The organism is Streptomyces sp. NPDC029296, assembly GCF_055569255.1.
The window spans coordinates 209,006-233,950 of record NZ_JBVHXT010000004.1 but is presented as its reverse complement, the minus strand read 5'-3'; the positions used below and the strand labels follow the sequence as shown (position 1 = coordinate 233,950).

Below are 24,945 nucleotides of genomic sequence, written 5' to 3'. Positions count from 1 at the left end.
TCGAACGCCTTGCCCGTTTAGCGCAATTAGACCGATGTGAAGCACGGATTGATTACGGCGCGCTACCCGCGTAGCTACGGATCGATCAAGGCAGAGTAAAGAAGGTAAAGAGAAAACCAAGGCGTCCGAGAATTTATTGACCTTGAATGAATTGCGTTGAAAAAGTCCGGCGTAGCCCGTAGGGGAGCGCCCTGCGGAGTCATCAGACCCTCCCTTGGGCCAGGAGCACCATGACCCCTCCATCTCCATCCGCGGCTGCCCCGCTTGAGGTGACCGACGAGACCGTGGCGAAGTCGACCGCTGCGGACGGTCCGAAGGGCAGCGAAGGCCGCTCCCCGGGCCGACTCGCCTGGAAGCGCTTCAAGCGCGACAAGACGGGCGTCATCTCCGCCTACGTCGTGATCTTCTTCTTCGTGATCGCGATCGCGGCCCCACTGATCGCGAAGCTGTACGGCAAGGACCCGTACACCACCTACGCGAGCCAGGACCCGAGCCTGCTCAACGCCTTCTCGTACCCCTCCGGCCCCAACGGCGGCATGAGCCCGGACTTCTGGTTCGGCGTCGAGCCCCAGCTCGGACGGGACGTCTTCACCTTCCTGCTCTACGCGATCCGCACCTCCCTGGGCATCGCCCTCGCCGCCACCCTGCTCACCGTGTTCCTGGGCGTGGTCATCGGTGTCACCGCCGGCTACCTCGGCGGCCGGACGGACTACCTCGTGGGCCGGGTCATCGACATCCTCCTGTCGTTCCCGTCCACCCTCTTCTTCATCGCGTTCATGCCGGTCGTCTACGGGCTCTTCATCGCCCCGGACGAGGACATCCCGACCTGGCTGCGGGCCACCGGCCTGATCATCGTCCTCGCCACCTTCGGCTGGGCCTCCATCGCCCGACTGCTGCGCGGCCAGGTACTCGGCCTGCGCGAGCGCGAGTTCGTCGAGGCCGCCAAGGTCACGGGCGCCTCCCCGCGGCGGATCGTCTTCAAGGAACTGCTGCCCAACCTGTGGACGCCGATCATCATCCAGGGCACGCTGATGCTCCCGGCGTTCGTCACCGCCGAGGCGGGTCTCGCCTTCCTCGGTGTCGGCATGATCGACCCGACCCCGGACTGGGGCGTCATGATCCAGCGCGGCGCCATGTTCTACACCGAGGACATCACCTTCATGCTCTTCCCGGGCCTGTCCATGGTGATCTTCGTGCTCGCGTTCAACCTCCTCGGCGACTCGGTGCGTGACGCACTCGACCCGAAGTCCAAGCGCTGACTCCGGCTGTTCAGGAGCACGGCGGCGGCGCGCAGGGTGCCGGAATCTCTCTCATCTCTCCCACTTTCCAAGGCAGGAAGTCATGTCCTTCTCCCGTAGAAACTTCCTCATCGCCACCGGCGTCGCCGCGGCGACGACCTCGGTGCTGAGCGCCTGCAGCAGCGGCAACGAGGGCGGCTCCGGGCAGGACGACGCGCCCAAGGTCAGCGGCTCCAAGACGACGTCCATCCCGGTCGGCTCCAAGGCCGACTCGACCGGCCCGGCCGCCGAGGTCAAGGGCGCGGTCACGGGCGGGACGATCTACTCGCTCCAGCAGTTCGACATGGACCACATGGACCCCGGTCAGATCTACAACTCGACCGAGGCCGCCATCACCGTGCCGATCATGCGCGCGTTGACCGGCTACAAGCTGGACGACAAGGGCGGCGCCGTCCTGGTCGGTGACGCCGCGACCGACGCCGGCACCATGAAGGACGGCGGCAAGACCTGGTCCTTCACCCTCAAGGACGGTCTGAAGTGGGAGGACGGCTCCGACGTCTCCATGGAGGACGTCCGCCACACCTTCGAGCGCCTCTTCGCCCCGTTCATCACCGAGGGCCCCCGCTACGTGCAGACGTGGCTCGAGGGCGGCGACAAGTACAAGGGCCCGTACGAGGGCAAGCACCTCTCCTCCATCGAGGTCGACGGCAAGACCATCACCTTCCGTCTGACCGAGGCCCGCGCCGACTTCAACTACACGCTCGCGATGCGCGGTTACTCCCTGGTGCCGCAGAAGCACGACAACAAGGAGAAGTACGACAAGCGTCCGTTCTCCTGCGGCCCGTACCGGATCGGCGACCGCAAGATCGGCAAGTCGATGACCTTCGTGCGCAACGAGCACTGGGACCCGAAGACCGACTCGATCCGCAACGCCTACCCGGACCAGTACGTCTTCCAGATGGGCTACGAGCTGGTCGCGTCGACCGACCGCTGGATCGCGGACCAGGGCAACGACCAGTACGCGGTGCCGATCTTCAACGAGGTCGCCCCCGAGCGCATCGCCCAGGTCCTCACCAAGCCGGAGCTGAAGAAGCGCGTCCTCACCGCGGTCGACACGGTCACCTACTACTGGCCGATCAACACCACCCGCATCAAGGACGTCAAGGTCCGTCAGGCCATCAACTGGGCCTGGCCGCACCAGCAGATCCAGACCATCAACGGCGGCAAGGCGACCACCGAGATCGCCAGCACCATCCTCGCCCCGGTGACCCCCGGCTACAGCAAGTTCGACCTGTACGACGGGCAGAAGACGCCGGGCGGCAACCCCGAGAAGGCCAAGGCCCTCCTGAAGGAGGCCGGCAAGCTCGGCCAGAAGCTGGTCATCGCCTACCAGCAGTCCGACACCCAGGTGAAGGTCGCCGTCGCCGTCAAGAACGCCCTGGAGGCGGCCGGCTTCACGGTCGTCAACAAGCAGGTCGACAAGTCGACCTTCTACACCCAGATCGGCAAGATCGACAACGACTTCGACCTGTTCGGCGCCGGCTGGAGCCCCGACTGGCCGAACGGCTACTCGGTCTTCTACCCGTGCTGGAGCGGCAAGAACATCGGCGACGGCCGCAACAACTACTCGCAGCTGAACGACCCGAGCGTCAACAAGGCGATCGAGGCGGCTTCCAAGATCCCGGACGTCGAAGAGGCCAACAAGGCCTGGGGCAACGTCGACAAGATGATCATGGAGCTGGCCGCGGCCGTCCCGGACTACCACAAGATCCGGAACTACCTGTACGGCTCGAAGGTCGGCAACGTCATCTGGGACGGCGCCAACACCTGCGTCGCGCTCTGCAAGCTCTACGCCAAGAAGTAAGCCCGCGCGACCTGCTGGGGGCGGCCATCCCGTATGGCCGCCCCTGCGGCCCACCCCCTCTACTTCCCTCCCGGCGACGGCGCCCCGTCCGGAAAGTCACGCCTCATGCTCCGCTTCCTTGTCCGCCGAGTCATCGGCGCGCTGGTCATTCTGCTGATCATCAGCGCCATCACCTTCTGGCTCTTCTACGCCGTGCCGCGTGACCCCGCCATGATGTCCTGCGGCAAGAACTGCACGCCTGAGAACCTCGAGCAGATCAGGAAGAACCTGGGCATCGACAAGCCGATCCCGGTGCAGTACTGGCACTGGCTCGTGGGCATCTTCGCCGGCCGCGACTACCCCGGCTTCGACTACTGCGACGCGCCCTGCCTCGGGTACTCCTTCGCCAACCGCGAGCCCGTCTTCGACACGATCATGGACCGGCTGCCCACCACCCTTTCGCTCGCCTTCGGCGCGGCCATCGTCTTCCTGATCCTCGGTATCGGCGCGGGCATGCTCGCGGCCCTGAAGCAGGGCAAGTTCCTGGACAAGTTCGCCAGCTCCGCCTCGCTGCTCGGCTCCTCCCTCCAGGTCTACTTCGTCGGTTACATCGCGATGTTCTTCTTCGTCGCGCAGCTCGGGTGGCTCGACCAGCCGCAGTACACCCCCCTGACCGAGAACCCGGCCGCCTGGTTCTCGGGACTCCTGCTGCCCTGGCTGGTCCTCGCGATCATCTTCACCGCCAACTACACCCGCATGACCCGCTCCCAGCTGGTCGAGCAGCTGAGCGAGGACTACGTCCGCACGGCGCGGGCCAAGGGCCTGTCCCGGGCGAACGTGTTCTTCCGGTTCGCCTGGCGCGGTGCGATGGGCCCGATCGTCACGGTGTTCGGCATCGACCTGGGCACACTGATCGGCGGTGCCATCATCACCGAGTCGACCTTCAGCCTCCAGGGCATCGGCCGGCTCGCGGTGAAGTCCGTGGACCAGAGCGACCTGCCGATGCTGCTCGGGGTGACTCTGCTGGCGGCGGGCGCGATCGTGTTCTTCAACATCATCGTGGATGCCGTCTACGCCATGATCGACCCGCGGATCCGGCTCGCCTGACCCGCCCCACCCCGTTCCGACCCCGCCCCACCCGGCGATCTCTCTCGCATCACCCCCTCAGGAGCGTCCCCGTGACGAGCACCGATCAGCAGCCGTTCCTCTCCGTCAAGGACCTACAGGTCCACTTCTCCACCGAGGACGGCATCGTCAAGGCCGTCGACGGGCTCAGCTTCGACATCGCCAAGGGGCAGACGCTCGGCATCGTGGGCGAGTCGGGCTCCGGCAAGTCCGTCACCAACCTGACGATCCTGGGCCTCCACGACCGCCACCGCACCGCGATCGACGGCCAGATCCTGCTGGACGGCAAGGAGCTGCTCACCGCCACCGAGAAGGAGCTGGAGCAGCTTCGCGGCAACAAGATGGCCATGATCTTCCAGGACGCGCTGGCCTCGCTGTCGCCGTTCCACACGATCGGCACGCAGATCGGTGAGACGTACCGCAAGCACACCGGCGCCTCCAAGAAGGAGGCCCGGGCGCGGGCGATCGAGATGCTGAAGCGGGTCGGCATCCCCCAGCCCGACGTGCGGGTGGACGACTACCCGCACCAGTTCTCCGGCGGTATGCGCCAGCGCGCGATGATCGCCATGGCGCTGGTGTGCGACCCCGAGCTCCTGATCGCCGACGAGCCGACCACGGCCCTCGACGTGACGGTCCAGGCCCAGATCCTGGACCTGCTCAAGGAGCTCCAGCAGGAGTTCGGCACGGCCATCATCTTCATCACCCACGACCTCGGTGTCATCGCCGACATCGCGGACGACGTGCTCGTGATGTACGGCGGCCGGTGCGTGGAGCGGGGCACCAAGAAGGAGGTGCTGAGCAGCCCCCAGCACCCCTACACCCTCGGCCTGCTCGGCTCCATGCCGAGCCTGGAGGGATCGGTCGACGTACCGCTGTCGCCGATCCCCGGCTCGCCGCCCTCCCTGCTCAACCCGCCGTCCGGCTGCCGCTTCCACCCGCGGTGCACCTTCGCCGACAAGGTCGCGGGCGGGCTGTGCTCCACGGAGCGGCCGCTGCTGGACGTGGTGGACGGCAGGGGCTCGGCCTGCCACCTCCCCGCCGAGCGGCGGGCGGACCTCTTCGCCGACTACACCGCCTCCCGGCACTGACGTACACGAGACGGGATTCACCATCATGGGCAACGCGCAACCGCTCCTGGACGTCAGCGGTCTGACCAAGCACTTCCCGATCAAGGGCGGCTTCCCCATCAAGCGGACCGTCGGCGCCGTGCAGGCCGTCGACGGGCTGGACTTCCAGGTCGCCGAGGGCGAGAGCCTCGGTCTGGTCGGCGAGTCCGGCTGCGGCAAGTCGACCACCGGCCGGCTGATCACCCGCCTGCTGGAGCCGACCGGCGGCACGATCACCTACCGCGGCCAGGACATCACGCACGCCGGCCGCAAGGACCTGGCGCCGATCCGCTCCGAGATCCAGATGATCTTCCAGGACCCGTACGCCTCGCTGAACCCGCGGCAGACGGTCGGCAAGATCATCTCCGGGCCGATGGAGATCAACGGCATCCACCCCGAGGGCGGCCGGGAGAAGCGGGTCCGCGAACTCCTGGAGATCGTCGGCCTGAACCCGGAGCACTACAACCGGTTCCCGCACGAGTTCTCCGGCGGCCAGCGCCAGCGCATCGGCGTCGCCCGCGCCCTCGCCCTGGAACCCAAGCTGATCGTCGCCGACGAACCGGTCTCCGCCCTGGACGTCTCCATCCAGGCCCAGGTCGTCAACCTGCTCCAGAAGGTGCAGCGGGAACTCGGCATCGCGTTCGTGTTCATCGCCCACGACCTCGCCATCGTCCGGCACTTCTCCCAGCGCGTCGCCGTCATGTACCTCGGCAAGATCGTCGAGATCGCCGACCGCGAGGACCTGTACGGCAACCCGCGCCACCCCTACACCCGGGCCCTGCTCTCCGCGGTGCCCGAGGCGACGGTGGACGAGGAGCCGCGCGAGCGCATCCGGCTGACCGGTGACGTGCCGTCGCCGATCAACCCGCCGTCCGGCTGCCGCTTCCGCACCCGCTGCTGGAAGGCGACCGAGAAGTGCGCGACGGAGGCGCCGCCGCTGGTGCAGGTGGAGGGCAACAAGCCGGGCCACCTGACCGCCTGCCACTACCCGGAGACCACGGACACCGTGCCCGCCCCGCGTCTCGCCAAGGACCCCGAGGCGGCGGCCTGACACACCCCTTTCCGTCAGCCGCCCCCTTGCGGAGCGGACTTTCACCGGCCCATTGACCCGAGCCCATGAACGTCCGGTCCAGGGGACGAGGGCCCGTGCCTCCCCAGGCGCGGGCCCTTTCTCATGACCCGCGCCCGCGGGCCGCGGCCTCCCTCGGCTCCCTGCTTCATCAAGGGTTGCCCACAACCCCACGGTTCCCGGCCCACCGTCCTGTCCCGTGTGGCACACTGCCGCGGTGGTGGATCACGCCTTTGCCGATCTCTCGCTCGCCGCGTTGTACGACAGCCTCAACCCCTGGGGCCCGGGCGACGACTTCTACCTCGGGCTGCTGCGGGAGGCCGGCTCCGCGCTGGACATCGGGTGCGGCACCGGGCAGTTGCTGCGCCGGGCCCGGGCCGAGGGGCACCCGGGGCGGCTGACGGGTCTCGATCCGGCCGCGGCCATGCTCGTCCAGGCGCGCCGGGCCCGCCCCGATGTCGAGTGGGTGCTCGGCGACGTGCGGGTGCGGCACTGGCGGCCGGAGTTCGATCTCGTCGTGATGACCGGGCACGCCTTCCAGGAACTGGTGACGGACGAGGAGATCCGGGTCTGTCTGCGCGCCGTCGCCGCGGCCCTGCGGGACGGCGGGCGGTTCGCGTTCGAGACCCGCAACCCCGGCGCCCGCGCCTGGGAGCGGTGGACCCCGGACCGGGTGCACGAGATCACCGCCCCCGACGGCACCCCGGTGCGGGTGTGGCACGCGGTGCGCGGCGCGGGCCCGGAGCGGGGCCGGGTGCGCTTCACCGAGACCTACGCCGTCCCCCACTGGCCCGCCCCGCGGTCCGTGCACAGCGTGCTGCGCTTCCTGGACGCCCCGACACTGGACGGTTTCCTCGCGGAGGCGGGCCTGACGGTGGCCGCCCGGTACGGCGACTGGGACCGGGCGCCGCTCACCCCCACGGCCCCGGAAATCATCACGGTGGCCCGCCGGGCCTGAATGTGCTACGTCCTTGGGGAGCGGGACGGCTTCAGTCGTCACCGAAGCCGAACAGCCCGAGGACCCATGTGCTGACGGCCCGGGCGACACCCGCGCAGACGCCGCTGACGACGGCCCACCACGCGCGGGGCCTGCGCGGGCCGGGAGAGGGGGACGGGACGGTCATGGGAGGGCTCCTTCGTTCGGGCGGCGCCACGCCGCTCGGCCGGTCACACCTCACCGTCGCCGTCCACTGGGGAGTTACGTCAAACATGAACGGTTGCTTTCTCGTGAAACACCCATGACCTGGGGAAACCCGGAAGGGGGGACGGGGTGGGGAAGGACACGGCTCCTGAGGACCTGCCCGAAGTGCGGGCGCTGACCGAGCGGTTGGCGGCCCTGCGCAGGGAGGCGGGACTGTCCCAGGGGCGGATGGTCGACCTCTTCCACAGCAACAAGGCGAGCGTCTCGCGCATCATGAACGGCAAGAAGCACCCGTCCTGGGACGAGTTCACGCTGAAGCTGGTCGAGGCGGTCGGGGAACGGCGGGAGCAGCCGATGCCCGCGCGTGAGCTACGGGCGTTGCGACTGCTGCACGAGCGGGCCCTCGTCGCCCGGGACTGCCACAGCAAGGGAATCGTCCTGCTGCGGGAGGAACTGACCGGCCTGCACTCCCGGCTGCGTACGAGCCGCGCCGACAACAGGCGGCTGACCGCGCTGGGCACGGCCACGGTCTTCGCGGCCGCGGTGGGCTTCGCCTGCACGGCCACGGTCGACCTGGCGAAGGGCGCGACCAGCGTACGCGGCGACGCGCCCCGGGTGACCACGGAGTGCGTCGCGCTTCCCACCGGGGAGCCCGGGGCCGCCTGCGCGAAGACCCAGTGGCGGTGGTCCTTGCCGTCGCCGGACAAGGGCGTCGAAGCCACGTTCGGCCTGCGCACCGGCCACGACACCGGGGAACTCGGCGGTGTCCTGCGCCTGAAGACGGGCTGCGGGGCCACCGTCCGGTGGTCCGTCACCGTGCGCGTCGCGGGCGCCGGCCCGACCGAGCCGGCCGCCGGCACGCTCGACCGTGACACCCCGGTGGCGCTCTACGCACCGCTCCACCGTGACGCCCGGACGATGACGTTCACCGCCCGGCGGACCGACGGCGCGCACTGCGCCGCGACCGTGGTCTGGGACCGGCCCCGGCCGGCCATCACCTACTGAGAAGGAGGCGGCACCCCGCCGCCGCCCCGGCCGGGTCCCGGCCGGGGCGGCGGCGGGGTCCCTAGTCGGTCCGCTCCTCCTCCAGCGCCGTCAGGGCCGGGTCCAGCACGATGTCCGCGTCGCGGGCCTCGATGGTCGGGTCCTCCGGGAAGTGGCAGGCGGTCAGGTGGCCGTCCCGGTTGCCGGGGAGCCGGACCAGCGGGGGTTCCTCGGCCGCGCACCGGTCCTGGGCCTTCCAGCAGCGGGTGCGGAAGCGGCAGCCGGACGGCGGGGAGACGGGGGACGGCACGTCACCGGCGAGCCGGATCCGCTCGCGCCGGGGCGCCTCCTCCCGCGTCGGCGTCACCTCGGGGACGGCGGAGAGCAGGGCGTGGGTGTACGGGTGGCGGGGACGGGTGTAGAGGGAGTCCCGGTCCCCCACCTCGATGATCTTGCCGAGGTACATGACGGCGACGCGCTGGGAGAAGTGCCGGACGATGGCGAGGTCGTGGGCGATGAACACGAACGCGATGCCGAGTTCCCGCTGCACCTTCTGGAGCAGGTTGACGACCTGGGCCTGGATGGAGACGTCGAGGGCGGAGACCGGTTCGTCGGCGACGATCAGCTTGGGTTCCAGGGCGAGGGCGCGGGCGACGCCGATGCGCTGGCGCTGGCCGCCGGAGAACTCGTGCGGGAACCGGTTGTAGTGCTCCGGGTTCAGGCCGACGATCTCCAGGAGTTCGCGGACCCGCTTCTCCCGGCCGCCCTCGGGGTGGATGCCGTTGATCTCCATCGGCCCGGAGATGATCTTGCCGACCGTCTGCCGCGGGTTCAGCGACGAGTACGGGTCCTGGAAGATCATCTGGATCTCGGAGCGGACGGGGGCCAGCTGTCTGCGCGTGGCGTGGCTGATGTCCCGGCCCCGGTAGGTGATCGTGCCGCGGGTGGGTTCCAGCAGGCGGGTGATCAGCCGGCCGGTGGTCGACTTGCCGCAGCCGGACTCGCCGACCAGGCCGAAGCTCTCCCCCGCGTGCACGGTCAGGTCCAGCCCGTCGACGGCCTGCACGGCGCCGACGGTCCGCTTGACGGGGAAGCCGCCCTTGACCGGGAAGTGCTTGACCAGCCCCGAGACCTCCAGCAGGGGTTTTGGCGCCGCGTCGGCACCCGCCTCGCGGGCGGCGGCGAGGACCGTGTCCTCTTTCATGACGGTTGTCCTCCTAGCCCAGTCGGGGCCTGATCTCTTCGGCGAAGATGGTGCGTTTCTGCTCGGCACCGAGATGGCAGGCCGAGGAGCGGCCCGGTGCCAGCGCGGGGCGTTCGGTGACGCAGCGGTCGCCCCCGACCCGGTCCCGGAACGTGCACCGGGGATGGAAGCGGCAGCCGGACGGCGGGGTGAGCAGGCTCGGCGGCGTCCCGGGGATCGGCTCCAGCGGGGTGGCGAGGTCGGAGTCCAGCCGGGGCATGGAGTTCAGCAGGCCCCAGGTGTACGGGTGCCGGGGCGAGCGGAGCACCTCGTCGACCGTGCCGCGCTCCACCGCCCGGCCCGCGTACATGACCATGATGTCGTCGGCCATGTCGGCGATGACCCCGAGGTCGTGGGTGATGAAGACGATCGCGGTGCCGAACTCCCGCTGGAGGTCCTTGAGCAGGTCCAGGATCTGGGCCTGCACGGTCACGTCCAGCGCGGTGGTCGGCTCGTCGGCGATCAGGAGGTCCGGGTCGCACACCAGCGCCATGGCGATCATCGCGCGCTGGCGCATACCGCCGGAGAACTGGTGCGGATAGTCCCGGGCGCGCTCCTCGGGGTTCGGGATGCCGACCTTGCCGAGCATCTCCACGGCGCGTTCCCAGGCGGCCCTCTTCGAGGCTCCGGTGTGCTGCCGGTACGGCTCGGCGATCTGCCGGCCGATGGTGTAGAAGGGCGACAGCGCGGTGAGCGGGTCCTGGAAGATCATCGCCACCCGGTTGCCGCGGAGCTTCTCCAGTTCCTTCTCGGTGGCGGTGATCAGTTCCTTGCCGTCGAGGACGATCTCCCCGTCGACCGTCGTGAACAGGGGGTCGTGCAGCCCGAGGACGGTCAGGTTGGTGACCGACTTGCCCGAGCCCGACTCGCCCACGATGCCGAGGGTCCGGCCGCGGTCGACGTCGAAGGAGAGCCCGTCGACGGCCTTGACCGGGCCGTCCTCGGTGGAGAACGTCACCTGGAGATCGCGCACCGAGAGGAATCCGCCCGGCCCGGTCGGGGCCGGCGCGCCCTCGGCCTTGGTCACTGTGGTCACGATGGCTGGTCTTCCTAGGAGAGCCGGATGCGCGGGTCGATCCACGCGTAGGTGATGTCGGTGAGGATGTTGATGAGCAGGATGAAGAAGGCGCCGAACAGCATCACGCCCATCGTCAGCGGCAGGTCCTTGTTGACCGCGCCGTCCACGGCGAGCCGGCCGATGCCCTGGAGGGAGAAGGTCAGTTCGGTGACGACGGCTCCGCCCAGCATGGAGCTGACGTCGATGCCGAGGATGGTGACGATGGGGATGAGCGAGCCGCGCCAGGCGTAGCGCAGGAAGACGTACCTGCGGGACATGCCCTTGGCACGGGCGGTGCGCACATGGTCCTCGGCGAGCTGCTCGATCATCGACGAGCGCGCCATACGGGTGTACTGCGCGGTGAAGATCGTGGCCAGCACGCACACCGGGATCGACATCCCGGTGAACCAGCCGACCGGGTCCCGGGTGAGGGGCACGTACGCGGGGTCCTCCATCCAGCCGGTGCTGTAGACGAGGAGGGTCAGCACGACCGGGCCGAGGAAGTAGATCTGGAAGGAGCTGAGCACCATGGACGCGCCGGTGGCGACCTTGTCCACCAGCGTGCCGCGCCGGTAGGCGGCGATCATGCCGGCGCCGATCCCGACCAGGAGGAAGACGACGGCACCGCCGGCGGTCAGGGTGAGGGTCAGCGGGAACCGGTCCATGATGGTGCTCCAGACCATGTCCCCGGAGTAGAACGACACGCCCAGGCAGGGCGCCGGGCAGTGACCGGCCGGGAAGTCGCGCCCCGTGACGATGCCGGACATGAAGTCCCAGAACTGCTGGGCCAGGGGCAGGTCGAGCCCCAGGGCCTCCCTGATGTCCGCCAGCCGCTGGGGCGAGCAGTCCTTGCCGCAGGCCAGGGAGGCGTAGTCGGAGGGTGCGGCCACGAACAGGAAGAAGGTCGCCGCCCCGATGAGGAAGAGCGTCACGAAGGCGCCGACCGTGCGCCGGAGGATGAACTGGACCATGGCGGGCTGGCTGCTCTCTGCGGAGACGGTGGGAGACGGTGGACGGGCCGGGGCGGCCGGGGACGCGGGGCGCCCGCTCCACCGCGCGCCCCCGCCCCCGGCCGTCGGTCACGACTTCAGGTACAGCCGGGTGATGTCGATGAGGCTGGACACCGTGCCGTAGCGGGCGCCGCCCACGTTCGAACCGGAGAGCTGGAACTGCTTCGTGTACCACAGCGGGGCCGCCGGGATGATGTTCTCCAGCAGGTAGTGGTGGGCTTCCTTCCAGGTCTTGGCGGCCTCGGCCGGTTCCTGGGTCAGTGCCTTCTTGATCAGGGCGTCGACCTTGGGGTCCTTGACGTGCGAGTAGTTCGAGGAGCCGTCGAAGACCTGCGAGCCGTCGTAGATCGGGGTGACGACGGTGCCCGGGGACGGCCAGTCCTGGCCCCAGCCGGAGATGTACATGTCGTAGGGGTTGTCGAGCTTGCCGATCTGCTCGTAGTAGCTGGCCGCGTCGATCTCCTTGGCGACGATGTCGAAGCCGACCTTGCTCAGCGCGTCCTCGATGGCGACCTTGCGCCGCTGGCCCTGCTCGCTGTTGGCGTAGGCGAAGACGAGCTTCTTCTCGGCGGCCGGGACGTCCTTGAGGATCTCCTTGGCCTTGGCGAGGTTGCCCTGCGGGGTCTTCAGCCGGCCGTAGGGGTCGTAGGCCGCCTCGTAGCCGGGCAGCGTCGGCGCGAAGAGGTTCGGCGCGACGTCCCCGCCGTAGGCGCCGCCTTCGCCGGCGATGAGGGACTTGGAGTTGACCGCGTAGGCGGCGGCCTCGCGGATCTTCTTGTCCTTGACCCGGTCGAGGTTGAAGGTCAGCGACATGACGTACGGCTGGTAGCCCTTGACCGTGCGCTTGCTGGCGTCCGGGTCCTTGATGACGTCCTGGATCTGGGTGGCGTCGACGCCGCCGGTGAGCTGGATGGCGTTCTTGTTGTCGCCCTCGTCGGCGATCAGCCGCTTGGTCTGGGTGGACTCGGTGACGCCGAACTGTAAGGTGAAGCCGTCCACGTACTGGTGGCGCACGGAGTCGGTCTTCGCGTCCCAGTGGGTGTTCTTCACCAGCTTCAGGGTCTTGCCGACCTTGTTCTCGGCGATCTTGTACGGTCCGGTGGCGACCGGCTTCTTCTCGTACCGCTCCTTGGTGTCGCCCTTCGCGGGGACGACGGCGTAGCCGGGCATGGCGAGCGTCTGCGGCAGGTCCGGGCGCGGCTGGTCGAAGTGGAAGACCACCGTCTTGTCGTCGGGGGTGTCCAGCACCGAGGCCGGCAGGTGCTTGCCGTCGAAGCCGCCGCCGGGCAGGGCCTTGCGGTAGTCGGCGCCGTTCAGCCAGGTCTGCAGATAGGTCGGGCCGTCGAAGATGAACTTCGCGTACGTGCGCTCGACGCTGTGCCGGACGTCGGACGAGGTGAGGGCGTTGCCGTTCTCGTCCTTGATGCCGTCCTTCAGCGTGAAGGTCCAGGTCTTGCCGCCGTCGGAGGGCTTGCCGGAGTCGGTGGCGAGGTCGCCGACGACCGAGACGTCGCCCTTGTCGTCCTCCTGGAACTGGGTCAGGCGGCGGAAGAGCAGGTTGGCGACCTGGCCGGAGTCGGAGACGTAGATCTGGCCGGGGTCCAGATGGGACAGGCCCGATTCCTGGTACACGGTGATCGTGCCGCCGGGCCTGGCGCCGGGCAGGTCCTTCGCGGGTCCGGTCGATCCCGCGGCGTCGACGTACGTCACCGCCTTGGACTGGACCGCCGCCTCCTTCTGGTCCTTCTCGGAGTCCTTGCCGGACTTGCCGCCCTCGTTCTTCGAGCAGGCCGTGAGAGCGAGCGAGCCTGCCGCGAGGGCGATCACGACGGCACGCGCTGCGCGGGCACGCTGAGACATCATGTGGGCTGTCCACCTACCTGTCGGGTCTGTTATCCGTGAGATCTGCCGGGCGCCGGCCGCGCGGACCGGCGGGGGCGGCAGCCACCCCCCACCCAACGGACGTGCTAGCGCCCGGACTTGGGGTCGAACGCGTCCCGTACGGAGTCCCCGAGGAGGTTGAAGCACAGGACGAAGATCACCAGTGCCAGCCCGGGGAAGAACATGAACGCCGGGTCCTGTTCGGCATACCGGGCACCGGCGGCGAAGAGGCGTCCCCAGTCGGGCGTCGGCTCGACGAAGCCGACCCCCGCGAAGGACAGGAAGGCGATGCTGAGGATGGTGCTGGGCAGCTGGTACGTGAACTGCACCAGGATCGGGGTGACGACGTTGGGCAGGATCTCCTTGCGCACGATCCGCCAGGGCGAGGCCCCCGAGACCCGGGCCGCCTCCACGAATTCCCGCTCCCGCAGGGACAGCACGGTGGAGCGCACCAGCCGGGCCATGCCCATCCAGCCCAGCAGCCACAGCACGATCAGCATGGCCACGGCACGGAAGTAGGTCGGCGTCTCCTCCCGCGGGTCCACGAAGAACGACGTCACGACGGGCATGAACGCGATGAAGAACAGCTGCTGCGGAAAGGAGAGGAAGAAGTCGGTGCCGCGGCCGATCCAGTAGTCCGTACGTCCGCCGAAGTACCCGCCGACCAGGCCGATCACGATCCCGGTGAGCATGAGGAGGACGGTGATGCCGAGCGCCATGTACAGGGAGGTGCGCATGCCGTACAGCAGCATGGCGAACAGGTCACGGCCGTACTGCGGCTCGACGCCGAACCAGTGCGCGCCCGAGACGCCCCCCAGGTAGCCGAGCGGAAGCCCGAATTCGTCCAGCACGGGATCGTCGGCGTAGGTGGGGTCCTGGCCGTACAGGGTGTACGGATCGGTGCCCGGCAGCTTCACCAGCAGCGGCGCGAGCAGCGCGACGGCGAAGTAGCCGATCACCACGACGGCGCAGACGACGCCCGTGCGGTCGCGCCGGAAGCGCAGCCACATCAGCCGGCCGGGGGACCGGCCCGCGAGTTCGGCGGCGCCGGTCCGTGGCTCCGGGCCTGACGCGCCGGAGACGGCGGCCGACGCCCCGACGCCCTCTGTATTGATAGGACTTGTCACGGTTCGTCCGTTTCACAGGTATAAGTGTGAGAGATACCCGGGTACTCCTAGGACGCGCGTGACCGCGGCCGGACGCGCGTGGTGACTGGGGTTCCCTCCTCATGACTGCACGTTTCACCAACGGAAGAGGGTTTCCGTCTCCCCTCCGACACCCCTGACGGAAGGAGACACCCCCTGGTGCTCGTGAGTCGGGCGCCGTCCCCACGGCGCGAGACCCATTGACCCGAGCGCTACGCCGCTAACTATCTGCCATGGGTCGACTACCGACCACTGCCCGTAGATCTCAATTCAGTCACAGCTCGCGCGTAGACCTTCCAAAATCTGGACAAACTGTTCGCCGGAAGAAGGCACGAAACGGACTTGTTACATGGCTATCGGGCACCGATCACCACATGCCGGACATCGGTCTCCAGAAAACGGGTTGCAAAAAGCCCGGGCACCCCCCAGGAGGGGGGTGCCCGGGCTCGACTGCGTGAGGATCAGCCGTGCTTGGCGCGGCTCGCGGCGCGGGCCCGCTCACGCTGGTCGAGCGCCACCTTGCGGATGCGTACGGCCTCCGGGGTCACCTCGACGCACTCGTCGTCGCGGCAGAACTCCAGCGACTGCTCCAGCGACAGCTTGCGCGGCGGCACGATCGACTCGGTCACATCGGCCGTCGAGGACCGCATGTTGGTGAGCTTCTTCTCCTTGGTGATGTTGACGTCCATGTCGTCGGAGCGGGAGTTCTCGCCGACGATCATGCCCTCGTACACCTCGGTGCCCGGCTCCACGAAGAGCACGCCGCGCTCCTGGAGGTTCGTCATCGCGAACGCGGTGACGGCACCGGAGCGGTCGGCGACCAGGGAGCCGTTGTTGCGGGTCTGCAGCGTGCCGAACCAGGGCTCGTGGCCCTCGTGGATCGAGTGGGCGATGCCGGTGCCGCGGGTCTGGGTCAGGAACTCGGTGCGGAAACCGATCAGACCGCGGGACGGCACGACGAACTCCATGCGGACCCAGCCGGAGCCGTGGTTGGACATGTTGTCCATGCGGCCCTTGCGGACGCCCATGAGCTGCGTGACCGCGCCCATGTGCTCCTCGGGCACGTCGATCGTCATGCGCTCGACGGGCTCGTAGACCTTGCCGTCGACCTCCTTGGTGACGACCTGCGGCTTGCCGACGGTCAGTTCGTAGCCCTCCCGGCGCATGGTCTCGACCAGGATGGCGAGCGCCAGCTCACCGCGGCCCTGCACTTCCCAGGCGTCCGGGCGCTCGGTGTCGAGCACGCGGAGGCTGACGTTGCCGATCAGCTCGCGGTCCAGGCGGTCCTTGACCTGGCGGGCGGTGACCTTGCGGTCCTTGACGGCCGCCTTGTTGTCCGCGCCCTTGCCGGTGGCGCCGCGGCCGACCAGCGGCGAGGTGTTCGTGCCGATCACCATGGAGATGGCCGGCTCGTCCACCGTGATCAGCGGCAGCGCGACCGGGTTCTCCGGGTCGGCCAGGGTCTCGCCGATCATGATGTCGGGAATGCCGGCGACCGCGCAGATGTCACCCGGGCCGGCCTTCTCGGCGGGCTTGCGGGTGAGCGCCTCGGTCATCATCAGCTCGGAGATCCGCACGTTCTGCACGGAGCCGTCGCGCTTGATCCAGGCCACCGTCTGGCCCTTGCGCAGCTCGCCCTGCTCGACCCGGAGCAGCGCGATACGGCCGAGGAAGTTGTCGGCGTCGAGGTTGGTGACGTGGGCCTGGAGCGGGGCGGCCTCGTCGTAGGTCGGGGCCGGGATGTGCTCCAGGATCGTGGAGAAGAACGGCTCCAGGCTGGTGGAGTCGGCCGGGACCGTGCCGTTGTCCGGCTTGGTCAGCGAGGCGATCCCGTCACGGCCGCAGGCGTAGACGATCGGGAACTCGATCTGCTCCTCGTCCGCGTCCAGGTCGAGGAAGAGGTCGTAGGTCTCGTTGACGACCTCGTCGATCCGGGCGTCCGGACGGTCCGTCTTGTTGATGCACAGGATGACGGGCAGCCGGGCCTGGAGCGCCTTGCGCAGCACGAAGCGGGTCTGCGGCAGCGGGCCCTCGGAGGCGTCGACGAGCAGGACGACACCGTCGACCATCGACAGACCACGCTCGACCTCGCCGCCGAAGTCGGCGTGGCCGGGGGTGTCGATGATGTTGATGGTGATCGGGTCCCCGCCGTCCTTCGGGTGGTACTTGACCGCCGTGTTCTTGGCGAGGATCGTGATGCCCTTCTCACGCTCCAGGTCGTTCGAGTCCATCACCCGGTCGTCGACCTGGTCGAGCTGATGGGCGGCGAAGGCACCGGCCTGCTTCAGCATGCCGTCGACGATGGTGGTCTTGCCGTGGTCGACGTGGGCGACGATGGCGACGTTGCGGATGTCGTGGCGCGTGGCCATATTGTGGCGTACTCCCGGAGTGTGCGGACTGCCCTGCGCGTACGTCCGTGCCGCGCGGGCCCTGCCGGGCTGGACACGCCACGGCCTCACCCCATGGTACGCGGCCGCCGCCACGACGGCTCGCCCGGGGCCGTCCTACCCCTTGCCCGGGCCGGGCGAGACCTTCGCTCCCTTCTTCAGGAAGCCCATGTCCTCGTACACCGGCGTCTGGAATCCGAAGGCTCCCGCGTTGACCACGTTCACGCGCGCCGCCACCAGCTGCGGGCGCTGGTAGAGCGGGATGGAGCCCGCCGCCGCCCAGATCCGGGAGTCGGCCTTCTTGATCAGGTCCCGCGCCTCGTCCTCGTCCAGCGTGGTCGCGGCCTGCTCGAAGAGCTGGTCGACCTGGTCGGTGCCGACCCGGGTGTAGTTCTGCTCGACGTTCACCGAGCCGTCCGCCGCCGGCAGCGGCTTGGCGTAGATGGGCCGGGCGTCGGTCGCCGGGAAGGCGGAGGTCGGCCAGGAGTACAGGGCGAGGTCGTAGTCGCCGGCGGCGATGTGGTCCTTGAAGTAGCTCTCGTCCGAGACCTTGACGATGGCCGGGCGGATGCCGACCTGCTCCAGCATCGCGGAGATCCGCTCGGCGACCGCGTTCAGGGTGTCCGAGCCGGGCCCGGAGGGCAGGACGAAGCGCAGCGCGAGCGGCTTGCCGTCCTTGGCGAGCGGCCCGGCCGGTGCCGCGGCCGGGGCGGCCGTGCCCTTGGGGGCGTAGGCGCCGGGCGCGCCGCCGTGCCGGCTCTCCCGGGCGAGCTGCGGGTCGGTGCGCTCGTGCTGGTCGCCGGCGCTGTCGTCGTGCCCGGCCTTGCCGTCGCCGTGCCCCTTGTCGTCCTCCCCGACGACGTACTCGCCGTCCTCGCCGCCCTCCGACACGTCCGCGCCGTGGCGCTGGGAGCCCGCCGCCTTCTCGGTCTTGCGCTGCTCCTTGAGCGGGCCGCCGCGCACCCAGCCGGCGTCGGCCAGCAGCGCCTGGGCCTCCTTGGCGTCCTGGGCGCCGAGCGCGCCGCTGTTGTCGGCGTAGGCGGCCTGCCCGGACAGGGCGAGGTGACTGCCGACGGGTACGGCGGGCAGCCCCAGCGGGGTGAGCACCAGCCGGGCCAGCTCCACGCGGTCCAGGGCGCGGGCGACGGCGCGGCGGACCCGCTCGTCGGCGAGGGGGCCGGCGGCACCGTTGAGGGCGAGCTGGGTGTAGACCGGCTCCAGCGACTTGCGGACCTCCACGTCCCGCAGGGCCCGCTGCTGCTCCAGGTACCGGCCGATGGCCTTGCCGAGCTGCCCCCGGCCGGTGTCCTCGCCGGTGTCGAGGCCGTGGGCGAGCGCCCAGTCGCGCAGCTTCTTCACGGAGGTCCGGCCGCCGCCCTGGAGCGGGGTGCCGGTGCCCCGGTCGCGGTGGGCGAGCCCGATCCGCTGGGCGTCGGCGGAGTCGATCTCGGCCAGGTCCACGCTGCCGTCGGCGAGCGCGGCGGCCCGTTTGTCGCGGGGCACGGCGTGCAGCACGATCCGGTTCAGCTTGGCCGGCCTGCCCCACCAGCGGGGGTTGCGGGTGAGCACCACGTCCTTGTCCGCCGTGTCGACCTTCTCGACCTTGAAGGGGCCGGCGGTGACGTTCAGCTTGCGGCGGGCGCCGTCGTTGAAGGCGTCCGGGGTGCCCATGACGTCCTTCGGGTACAGCGGGGAGAACAGCGACTTCCAGTCGGCGTAGGGGCGGGAGAAGGTGACCCGGACCTGGAGGTCGCTGTCGCCGCGCTCGATCTTGGCGATGCGGTCGTAGCCGGCGTTGCGGGCGGTCCAGTAGGCGCTGTTGCGGCCGGACAGGGCGCGCCACTGGGCGACGAAGTCGGCGGCGCCGATCTCCCGGCCGTCGCTCCACACGGCCTGCTGGTTCAGCTTGTACAGCACCACCTGGCGCGGCTCGGTCTCGATGACCTCGGCCGATTCCAGGTAGGCGGGGTGGGCCACCGGGCGGCCGGTCGCGTCGAGCCGGAACATCGCGGGCAGCACGGCCTGGGCGACCCGGCCGGTGCCGGCGTCGGCGTCGGCCTGGAAGGTGTTCAGCGTCTCCGGCAGGGCGTCCACGGCCCACTTCAGGGTGGAGCCGTCGGCGACCAGGTCCCGGGCGGCCGGGGCGATGTCCTGGGCGGCGAGGGGTGCGGGGGGCTTCTCCTCCTCACCGCAGCCGGCGAGCAGCGGCACGGCGAGGGCGCCGGCGCTCAGGAGGGCGACCGGGGTCAGGAGGCCGCGCCGGCCCGGCCGGGCCGCTCCGCGGTGCGGCCCGGGGCGCGTCGTGGCTGGTCGGGCGCCTTCGGGGCGCTGCCCCGCTGCGACCGCGTGGGGGGCGTCGCCGTCGTAGGACATCTCTGCTACCTCCGGGGAGCCACGGGGCTTATGCTCGCATTTGGCGGTATATGGAGCTGATCAGATCTATGCCGCCACTGAAGAGGAAAGGATCCGGCAACGACGGGCGACACGGCGGTGACGGCCGGTAAGCCCACCCGTGCGGCGCAACCCGCCCGGCCGATGCACCCGTACGCCCCGGCCAATCGCCGCACATCCCTTCACACAGGCGGGCTGAGGCGCAACACTCCAAGGCGCATGAACGTTGCCGCCCATGGCCCCCGGACCCGTGGAAGCGAGGGCATGTCATGTCCGTGTACGACGACATCACCGCCGTCCAGCGCTGCCTGGACGACCTCAACCGCTCACTGAGCCGCCTGGAGCACCAGCTCGGCCGCGGCGGACTGGAGATACGGCGGGTCCGGCTGGACGCCGAGCACCTGCGCGAGAGCCTGGCCCTGCTGCGGGAAACCGCCGCCGCCCCGGCCGCGCCCGGCCGGCCCGACCTCGTCACCATCTCCGACACGCCCTACGACATCAGCCTGTGGACGGACTCGGACGACGAGGGCCTGGGCTCCCGCGACCGCCGCGCCCCCTGAACCCGCTACCGACCGGAGTCCCGACTTGGCCACTGGTACGGAATCCCCTCAGCAGCGCGGTGGCGTACGCACCGGTACGCGCGCCGCGATCGCCGCCCCGCATCTGCGGACCGACCGCTGGTGGCTGGCGCCCGCCTGCACCGCGGCCGGTCTGCTCGCCTTCGTCGTCTACTCGACCTGGCGGGCCTTCGCGAACGCCGACTACTACGCGGCGCCGTACGTCTCGCCGTTCTACTCGCCGTGCCTGGCGGAGAACTGCCGCACCATGCGCGCCGGACCCAACGCCGAGCTGTTCGGCGGCTGGTGGGGCGTCTCGCCCGCGATCATCATCCTGATCTTCCCGCTCGGCTTCCGCCTGACCTGCTACTACTACCGCAAGGCGTACTACCGCGCCTTCTGGGCGTCCCCGCCGGCCTGCGCGGTGGCCGAGCCGCACCGCGCCTACACCGGCGAGAGCCGCTTCCCGCTGATCCTGCAGAACGTCCACCGGTACTTCTTCTACGCCGCCCTGCTGGTGGCGGGGGTGCTCAGCTACGACACCGTGCTGGCCTTCCGGGACGAGCACTACCGGTGGGGGCACATGGGCCTGGGCACCCTGGTGTTCCTCGCCAACATCGTGCTGATCTGGGCGTACACCCTCTCCTGCCACTCCTGCCGGCACATCGTCGGCGGCAAGCTCAAACACTTCTCGAAACACCCGGCGCGCTACCGGGCCTGGCAGTTCGTCGGCCGGCTCAACGCCCGTCACATGCAGCTGGCCTGGGCCTCGCTGCTGAGCGTGGCGTTCGCCGACTTCTACGTGTACCTGGTCGCGTCCGGCGTCTTCGACGATCCGAGGTTCTTCTGATGGCAGCGGTGGAACGGCAGCAGTGGAACGTCGTGGTCGTCGGCGCCGGCGGTGCCGGGCTGCGGGCCGCGATCGAGGCGCGCGAGCGCGGCGCCCGTACGGCCGTGATCTGCAAGTCGCTGTTCGGCAAGGCGCACACGGTGATGGCCGAGGGCGGCATCGCGGCGGCGATGGCCAGCGCCAACGAGAACGACGGCTGGCAGGTCCACTTCCGCGACACCATGCGCGGCGGCAAGTTCCTGAACCAGTGGCGGATGGCCGAGCTGCACGCCCGGGAGGCCCCGGACCGGGTGTGGGAGCTGGAGACCTGGGGCGCGCTGTTCGACCGGACCCGGGACGGCCGGATCTCCCAGCGGAACTTCGGCGGCCACGAGTACCCGCGCCTCGCGCACGTCGGCGACCGCACCGGGCTGGAGTTGATCCGCACCCTTCAGCAGAAGATCGTCGCGCTCCAGCAGGAGGACCACCGGGAGACCGGGGACTACGAGTCCCGGCTGAAGGTCTTCCAGGAGTGCACGGTGACCCGGGTGCTCAAGGACGGCGCACGCGTGTGCGGGGTGTTCGGCTACGAGCGCGAGACCGGCCGCTTCCTCGTGCTGGAGGCCCCGGCCGTGGTCCTCGCGACCGGCGGCATCGGCAAGTCCTTCAAGGTCACCTCGAACTCCTGGGAGTACACCGGCGACGGCCACGCGCTGGCGCTGCTGGCGGGCGCTCCCCTGGTCAACATGGAGTTCGTGCAGTTCCACCCGACCGGCATGGTCTGGCCGCCGTCGGTGAAGGGCATCCTCGTCACCGAGTCGGTGCGCGGGGACGGCGGGGTGCTGCGCAACTCCGACGGCAGGCGGTTCATGTTCGACTACGTCCCGGACGTCTTCAAGGAGAAGTACGCCGAGTCGGAGGAGGAGGCCGACCGGTGGTACGAGGACCCGGACCACCACCGGCGCCCGCCCGAACTGCTCCCCCGCGACGAGGTGGCCCGTGCGATCAACGCCGAGGTGAAGGCGGGCCGGGGCTCCCCGCACGGCGGGGTCTTCCTCGACGTGTCCACCCGGATGCCCGCCGAGGTGGTCCGGCGCCGGCTGCCGTCGATGTACCACCAGTTCAAGGAGCTGGCGGACGTCGACATCACGGCGGAGCCGATGGAGGTCGGGCCGACCTGCCACTACGTGATGGGCGGGGTCGCGGTCGACTCCGACACGGCGGCGGCGCGCGGGGTGCCGGGGCTGTACGCGGCCGGCGAGGTGGCCGGCGGCATGCACGGCTCCAACCGGCTCGGCGGCAACTCGCTGTCCGACCTGCTGGTGTTCGGCCGTCGCGCGGGCGCTCACGCGGCCGCGTACGCGCACGGGCGGGCGCACCGGCGCCCGCCCGTGGACGATGTCCAGGTCGACGCGGCCGCCGCGGAGGCCCTGCGGCCCTTCTCCGCGGAGGGGGAGGGCGAGGCGGGCGCGCCGGAGAACCCGTACACCCTGCACCAGGAACTCCAGCAGACCATGAACGACCTGGTCGGCATCATCCGCCGCCAGGGCGAGATGGAGCAGGCCCTGCGCAAGCTGGCCGAGCTGCGGGTACGGGCCCGGCGGGCCGGGGTGGAGGGCCACCGCCAGTTCAACCCCGGCTGGCACCTCGCCCTGGACCTGAGGAACATGCTGCTGGTCAGCGAGTGCGTGGCCCGGGCCGCGCTGGAGCGCACCGAGTCGCGCGGCGGGCACACCCGCGAGGACCACCCGGCGATGGACCGCGCCTGGCGCAACGTGAACCTGCTGTGCGCCCTCGCCGGCCCCGACGGCGGCCTCGCGGCGGCGGACCCCTCCCGGGACCGGATCCGGCTCACCCGGGAGAGAACCGACCCCATCCGCCCGGACCTGCTCGCCCTCTTCGAGAAGGAGGAGCTGGTCAAGTACCTCGCCGAAGAGGAGCTGTACGAGTGAGCAGCTACGAGGCCCGCTTCAGGGTGTGGCGGGGCGACGCCGAGGGCGGCGGCCTGCGGGACTTCACCGTCGAGGTGAACGACGGCGAGGTGGTGCTCGACATCGTGCACCGCCTCCAGGCCACCCAGGCGCCCGACCTGGCCGTGCGCTGGAACTGCAAGGCCGGCAAGTGCGGTTCCTGCTCGGCGGAGGTCAACGGCCGCCCGCGGCTGCTGTGCATGACCCGCATGTCGGTCTTCGACCGCGCCGAGACGATCACGATCACCCCGCTGCGCGCCTTCCCGGTGATCCGCGACCTGGTGACGGACGTCGGCTTCAACTACGAGAAGGCGCGGGAGGTCCCGGCCTTCGTGCCGCCGGCCGGGCTGGGGCCGGGCGAGTACCGCATGTTCCAGGAGGACGTGGACCGCTCCCAGGAGTTCCGCAAGTGCATCGAGTGCTTCCTCTGCCAGGACACCTGCCACGTGGTGCGCGACCACGAGGAGAACAAGCGGGCGTTCGCCGGACCCCGCTTCCTGATGCGCGTCGCCGAACTGGACATGCACCCGCTGGACGCGGCGGCCGGCGCCGGCCTGGACCGCTCGCGCGCCGCGCAGGACGAACACGGCCTGGGCTACTGCAACATCACCAAGTGCTGCACGGAGGTCTGCCCCGAGGGCATCAGGATCACCGACAACGCCCTGATCCCGCTGAAGGAGCGGGCCGTCGACCGCAAGTACGACCCGCTGGTGTGGCTGGGGTCGAAGATCAGGAGGCGGCCGGGGGCGTAGCCGCCCAGTCGTCCCGGTAGGCCCGCCAGTCCGCCTCGGTGGCCGCGAAGTCGACGTAGAGGGCGACGCCGAAGCGGGCGCGGCCGGCGTCGGTGCGGCTCAGGCCGAGCCGGACCCCGCGCACGGCGGCCGGGACGGTCTCGGCGTGCGCCCAGTGGCCGAAGTTGTTCTCGTGGTAGAAGGGCAGGCCCATCAGCAGGTCGGTGCCCTTCGGGGTGACCTCCAGGGCGAGGCTGGTCTGCTGGGCCACGTAGCCGCCGTACAGGCTCCGCAGCGGCTGCATGGTGTCGTACGACATCACGGCGATCTGGTCCACCCGGCGGGCCACCTGCCCGAAGTAGGCCTGTGACCACCACTTGGGGTGGCCGGTGGTGGCACCCGCGAGGGAGTGGAAGGCGGGCAGCGGATCGATCTGGTGGGCGGCGACGGACAGCACCGCGCCCCGGGCATGGGTGAGCCGGCGCAGGTCGCCGAGGAGGCCGAGGTAGTGCTCGTCCCCGGAGTGCAGGGGTTCCAGGTCGAAGTGCGCGCCGTCGAAGCCGGTGGCGAGGACGGCCCGGGTGGAGGCGAGGATCGCGGTTCGGGTGGCCGCGCGCTCCAGGCGCAGCCCGTCGGGGGTCTCGGTGGCCAGCACGTCGCCGAGCCAGGCCTGGACCCGGACGCCGGGGAGTTCCCGGTGCACGGCCGCGATGAACCGGCGGGCCTCCGGGTACGCCGAGGCGGGCAGGGTGCCGTCGTGCTCCAGGGGGCCCGAGTGGACGTACAGGTCCCGGATGCCCGTGCCGCGCAGCCGCCGGGCGAGGGCCCTGGCGTCCCGGTCGGACTTCCGCCCGTCCACCCAGGCGTGGCCCAGCCAGAGCGCGTCCCGGTGCCGGGTACGGGTGCCGGCGGCCGGATCGCCGGTGTAGTTGATCCGCAGCGCGGTCTCGGCGGTGAGCAGCGGGAGCAGGAGGAGGGCGAGGAGGGCGGCGAGGAGACGGAGGACGCGCCGACCGCGGGAGCGGGAGGGAGCCGGTGCGGCCGGTCCGGGGCCCGGTTCCAGGTCCGGTGCGCCCCTGGGGCTTTCCTCCGCGTGGTCGCCGTCGCTCCGGTTCTCGCCCATTCCGCCTCCTCGTGTGGCCGGTCCCCCACCCGTCCGCGCCCCGCTCGCGGCGCCGGCCGGCCGCCCCTACGCTCCGGAAGGTGACGTCCTTCCCGGTCGGGGGCCGCCTCCGGCG

General features: G+C 70.2%; 20 protein-coding genes. 11 read left to right on the top strand and 9 right to left on the bottom strand.

Features of this window, described 5'->3' with window-relative positions:
* Positions 1 to 269 precede the first annotated feature (269 nt).
* The 6 genes from ACZ4W9_RS05405 (at position 270) to ACZ4W9_RS05380 (ending at position 7,339) form a co-directional block, all read left to right on the top strand.
* Positions 270 to 1,259 carry an ABC transporter permease gene (locus tag ACZ4W9_RS05405; RefSeq protein WP_467933355.1) on the top strand — a complete coding sequence of 330 codons (990 nt, stop codon included), beginning with the start codon at positions 270 to 272 and terminating at the stop codon, positions 1,257 to 1,259.
* A gap of 82 nt (positions 1,260 to 1,341) precedes the next feature.
* A complete protein-coding gene (locus ACZ4W9_RS05400; RefSeq protein ID WP_467933354.1) occupies positions 1,342 to 3,102 on the top strand; it encodes an ABC transporter substrate-binding protein in 1,761 nt (586 codons plus the stop codon).
* A gap of 105 nt (positions 3,103 to 3,207) precedes the next feature.
* Positions 3,208 to 4,188: an ABC transporter permease gene (locus tag ACZ4W9_RS05395; protein WP_467933353.1), complete on the top strand. Its 981-nt coding sequence runs from the start codon at positions 3,208 to 3,210 to the stop codon at positions 4,186 to 4,188.
* A gap of 71 nt (positions 4,189 to 4,259) precedes the next feature.
* On the top strand, positions 4,260 to 5,294 hold the full coding sequence (locus ACZ4W9_RS05390; protein WP_467933352.1) for an ABC transporter ATP-binding protein: 1,035 nt from the start codon (positions 4,260 to 4,262) through the stop codon (positions 5,292 to 5,294).
* Between the two features lie 25 nt (positions 5,295 to 5,319).
* Positions 5,320 to 6,363, top strand: coding sequence for an ABC transporter ATP-binding protein (locus ACZ4W9_RS05385; RefSeq protein WP_467933350.1), 1,044 nt, complete (start codon positions 5,320 to 5,322; stop codon positions 6,361 to 6,363).
* Between the two features lie 235 nt (positions 6,364 to 6,598).
* Entirely contained in the window at positions 6,599 to 7,339 is a 741-nt protein-coding gene (locus ACZ4W9_RS05380) for a class I SAM-dependent methyltransferase (RefSeq protein ID WP_467933349.1), read from the top strand.
* A gap of 31 nt (positions 7,340 to 7,370) precedes the next feature.
* On the opposite strand, the gene ACZ4W9_RS05375 is transcribed toward ACZ4W9_RS05380, so the two are convergent.
* Positions 7,371 to 7,505, bottom strand: a complete 135-nt coding sequence (locus ACZ4W9_RS05375; protein WP_467933348.1) for a hypothetical protein — start codon at positions 7,503 to 7,505, stop codon at positions 7,371 to 7,373.
* Between the two features lie 146 nt (positions 7,506 to 7,651).
* Between ACZ4W9_RS05375 and ACZ4W9_RS05370 the strand changes: the two genes are divergently transcribed.
* Positions 7,652 to 8,527 (top strand): helix-turn-helix domain-containing protein, encoded by an 876-nt coding sequence (locus ACZ4W9_RS05370; RefSeq protein ID WP_467933346.1) that lies wholly within the window; start codon positions 7,652 to 7,654, stop codon positions 8,525 to 8,527.
* 61 nt (positions 8,528 to 8,588) lie between these two features.
* On the opposite strand, the gene ACZ4W9_RS05365 is transcribed toward ACZ4W9_RS05370, so the two are convergent.
* The 7 genes from ACZ4W9_RS05365 to ACZ4W9_RS05335 form a co-directional block, all read right to left on the bottom strand.
* Positions 8,589 to 9,710, bottom strand: a complete 1,122-nt coding sequence (locus ACZ4W9_RS05365; protein WP_467933345.1) for an ABC transporter ATP-binding protein — start codon at positions 9,708 to 9,710, stop codon at positions 8,589 to 8,591.
* A gap of 13 nt (positions 9,711 to 9,723) precedes the next feature.
* Positions 9,724 to 10,785 (bottom strand): ABC transporter ATP-binding protein, encoded by a 1,062-nt coding sequence (locus ACZ4W9_RS05360; RefSeq protein WP_467933344.1) that lies wholly within the window; start codon positions 10,783 to 10,785, stop codon positions 9,724 to 9,726.
* Between the two features lie 14 nt (positions 10,786 to 10,799).
* Positions 10,800 to 11,777: an ABC transporter permease gene (locus tag ACZ4W9_RS05355; RefSeq protein WP_467933342.1), complete on the bottom strand. Its 978-nt coding sequence runs from the start codon at positions 11,775 to 11,777 to the stop codon at positions 10,800 to 10,802.
* A gap of 108 nt (positions 11,778 to 11,885) precedes the next feature.
* Positions 11,886 to 13,679: an ABC transporter substrate-binding protein gene (locus tag ACZ4W9_RS05350; protein ID WP_467933341.1), complete on the bottom strand. Its 1,794-nt coding sequence runs from the start codon at positions 13,677 to 13,679 to the stop codon at positions 11,886 to 11,888.
* Between the two features lie 104 nt (positions 13,680 to 13,783).
* Entirely contained in the window at positions 13,784 to 14,824 is a 1,041-nt protein-coding gene (locus ACZ4W9_RS05345; protein WP_467933339.1) for an ABC transporter permease, read from the bottom strand.
* Positions 14,825 to 15,303: 479 nt separating this feature from the next.
* Positions 15,304 to 17,211, bottom strand: coding sequence for a translational GTPase TypA (gene typA, locus ACZ4W9_RS05340; RefSeq protein ID WP_467933338.1), 1,908 nt, complete (start codon positions 17,209 to 17,211; stop codon positions 15,304 to 15,306).
* A 135-nt stretch (positions 17,212 to 17,346) separates the two neighbouring features.
* Complete coding sequence (locus tag ACZ4W9_RS05335; RefSeq protein ID WP_467933337.1) at positions 17,347 to 19,602, bottom strand: ABC transporter family substrate-binding protein; 2,256 nt, start codon at positions 19,600 to 19,602, stop codon at positions 17,347 to 17,349.
* A gap of 287 nt (positions 19,603 to 19,889) precedes the next feature.
* Between ACZ4W9_RS05335 and ACZ4W9_RS05330 the strand changes: the two genes are divergently transcribed.
* The 4 genes from ACZ4W9_RS05330 to ACZ4W9_RS05315 are packed head-to-tail and all read left to right on the top strand — an operon-like array spanning position 19,890 to position 23,728.
* A complete protein-coding gene (locus ACZ4W9_RS05330; protein ID WP_467933335.1) occupies positions 19,890 to 20,180 on the top strand; it encodes a hypothetical protein in 291 nt (96 codons plus the stop codon).
* A 25-nt stretch (positions 20,181 to 20,205) separates the two neighbouring features.
* Complete coding sequence (locus ACZ4W9_RS05325; RefSeq protein ID WP_467933333.1) at positions 20,206 to 21,027, top strand: hypothetical protein; 822 nt, start codon at positions 20,206 to 20,208, stop codon at positions 21,025 to 21,027.
* Entirely contained in the window at positions 21,027 to 22,958 is a 1,932-nt protein-coding gene (locus ACZ4W9_RS05320; protein ID WP_467933332.1) for a fumarate reductase/succinate dehydrogenase flavoprotein subunit, read from the top strand. Before ACZ4W9_RS05325 ends, ACZ4W9_RS05320 begins: the two co-directional genes overlap by 1 nt.
* A complete protein-coding gene (locus ACZ4W9_RS05315) occupies positions 22,955 to 23,728 on the top strand; it encodes a succinate dehydrogenase/fumarate reductase iron-sulfur subunit (protein ID WP_467933331.1) in 774 nt (257 codons plus the stop codon). Before ACZ4W9_RS05320 ends, ACZ4W9_RS05315 begins: the two co-directional genes overlap by 4 nt.
* Here ACZ4W9_RS05315 and ACZ4W9_RS05310 read toward each other — a convergent pair.
* Positions 23,706 to 24,830 (bottom strand): glycoside hydrolase family 18 protein, encoded by a 1,125-nt coding sequence (locus tag ACZ4W9_RS05310; RefSeq protein WP_467933329.1) that lies wholly within the window; start codon positions 24,828 to 24,830, stop codon positions 23,706 to 23,708. The two genes, ACZ4W9_RS05315 and ACZ4W9_RS05310, sit on opposite strands and share 23 nt — an antisense overlap.
* Between the last annotated feature and the right edge of the window lie 115 nt (positions 24,831 to 24,945).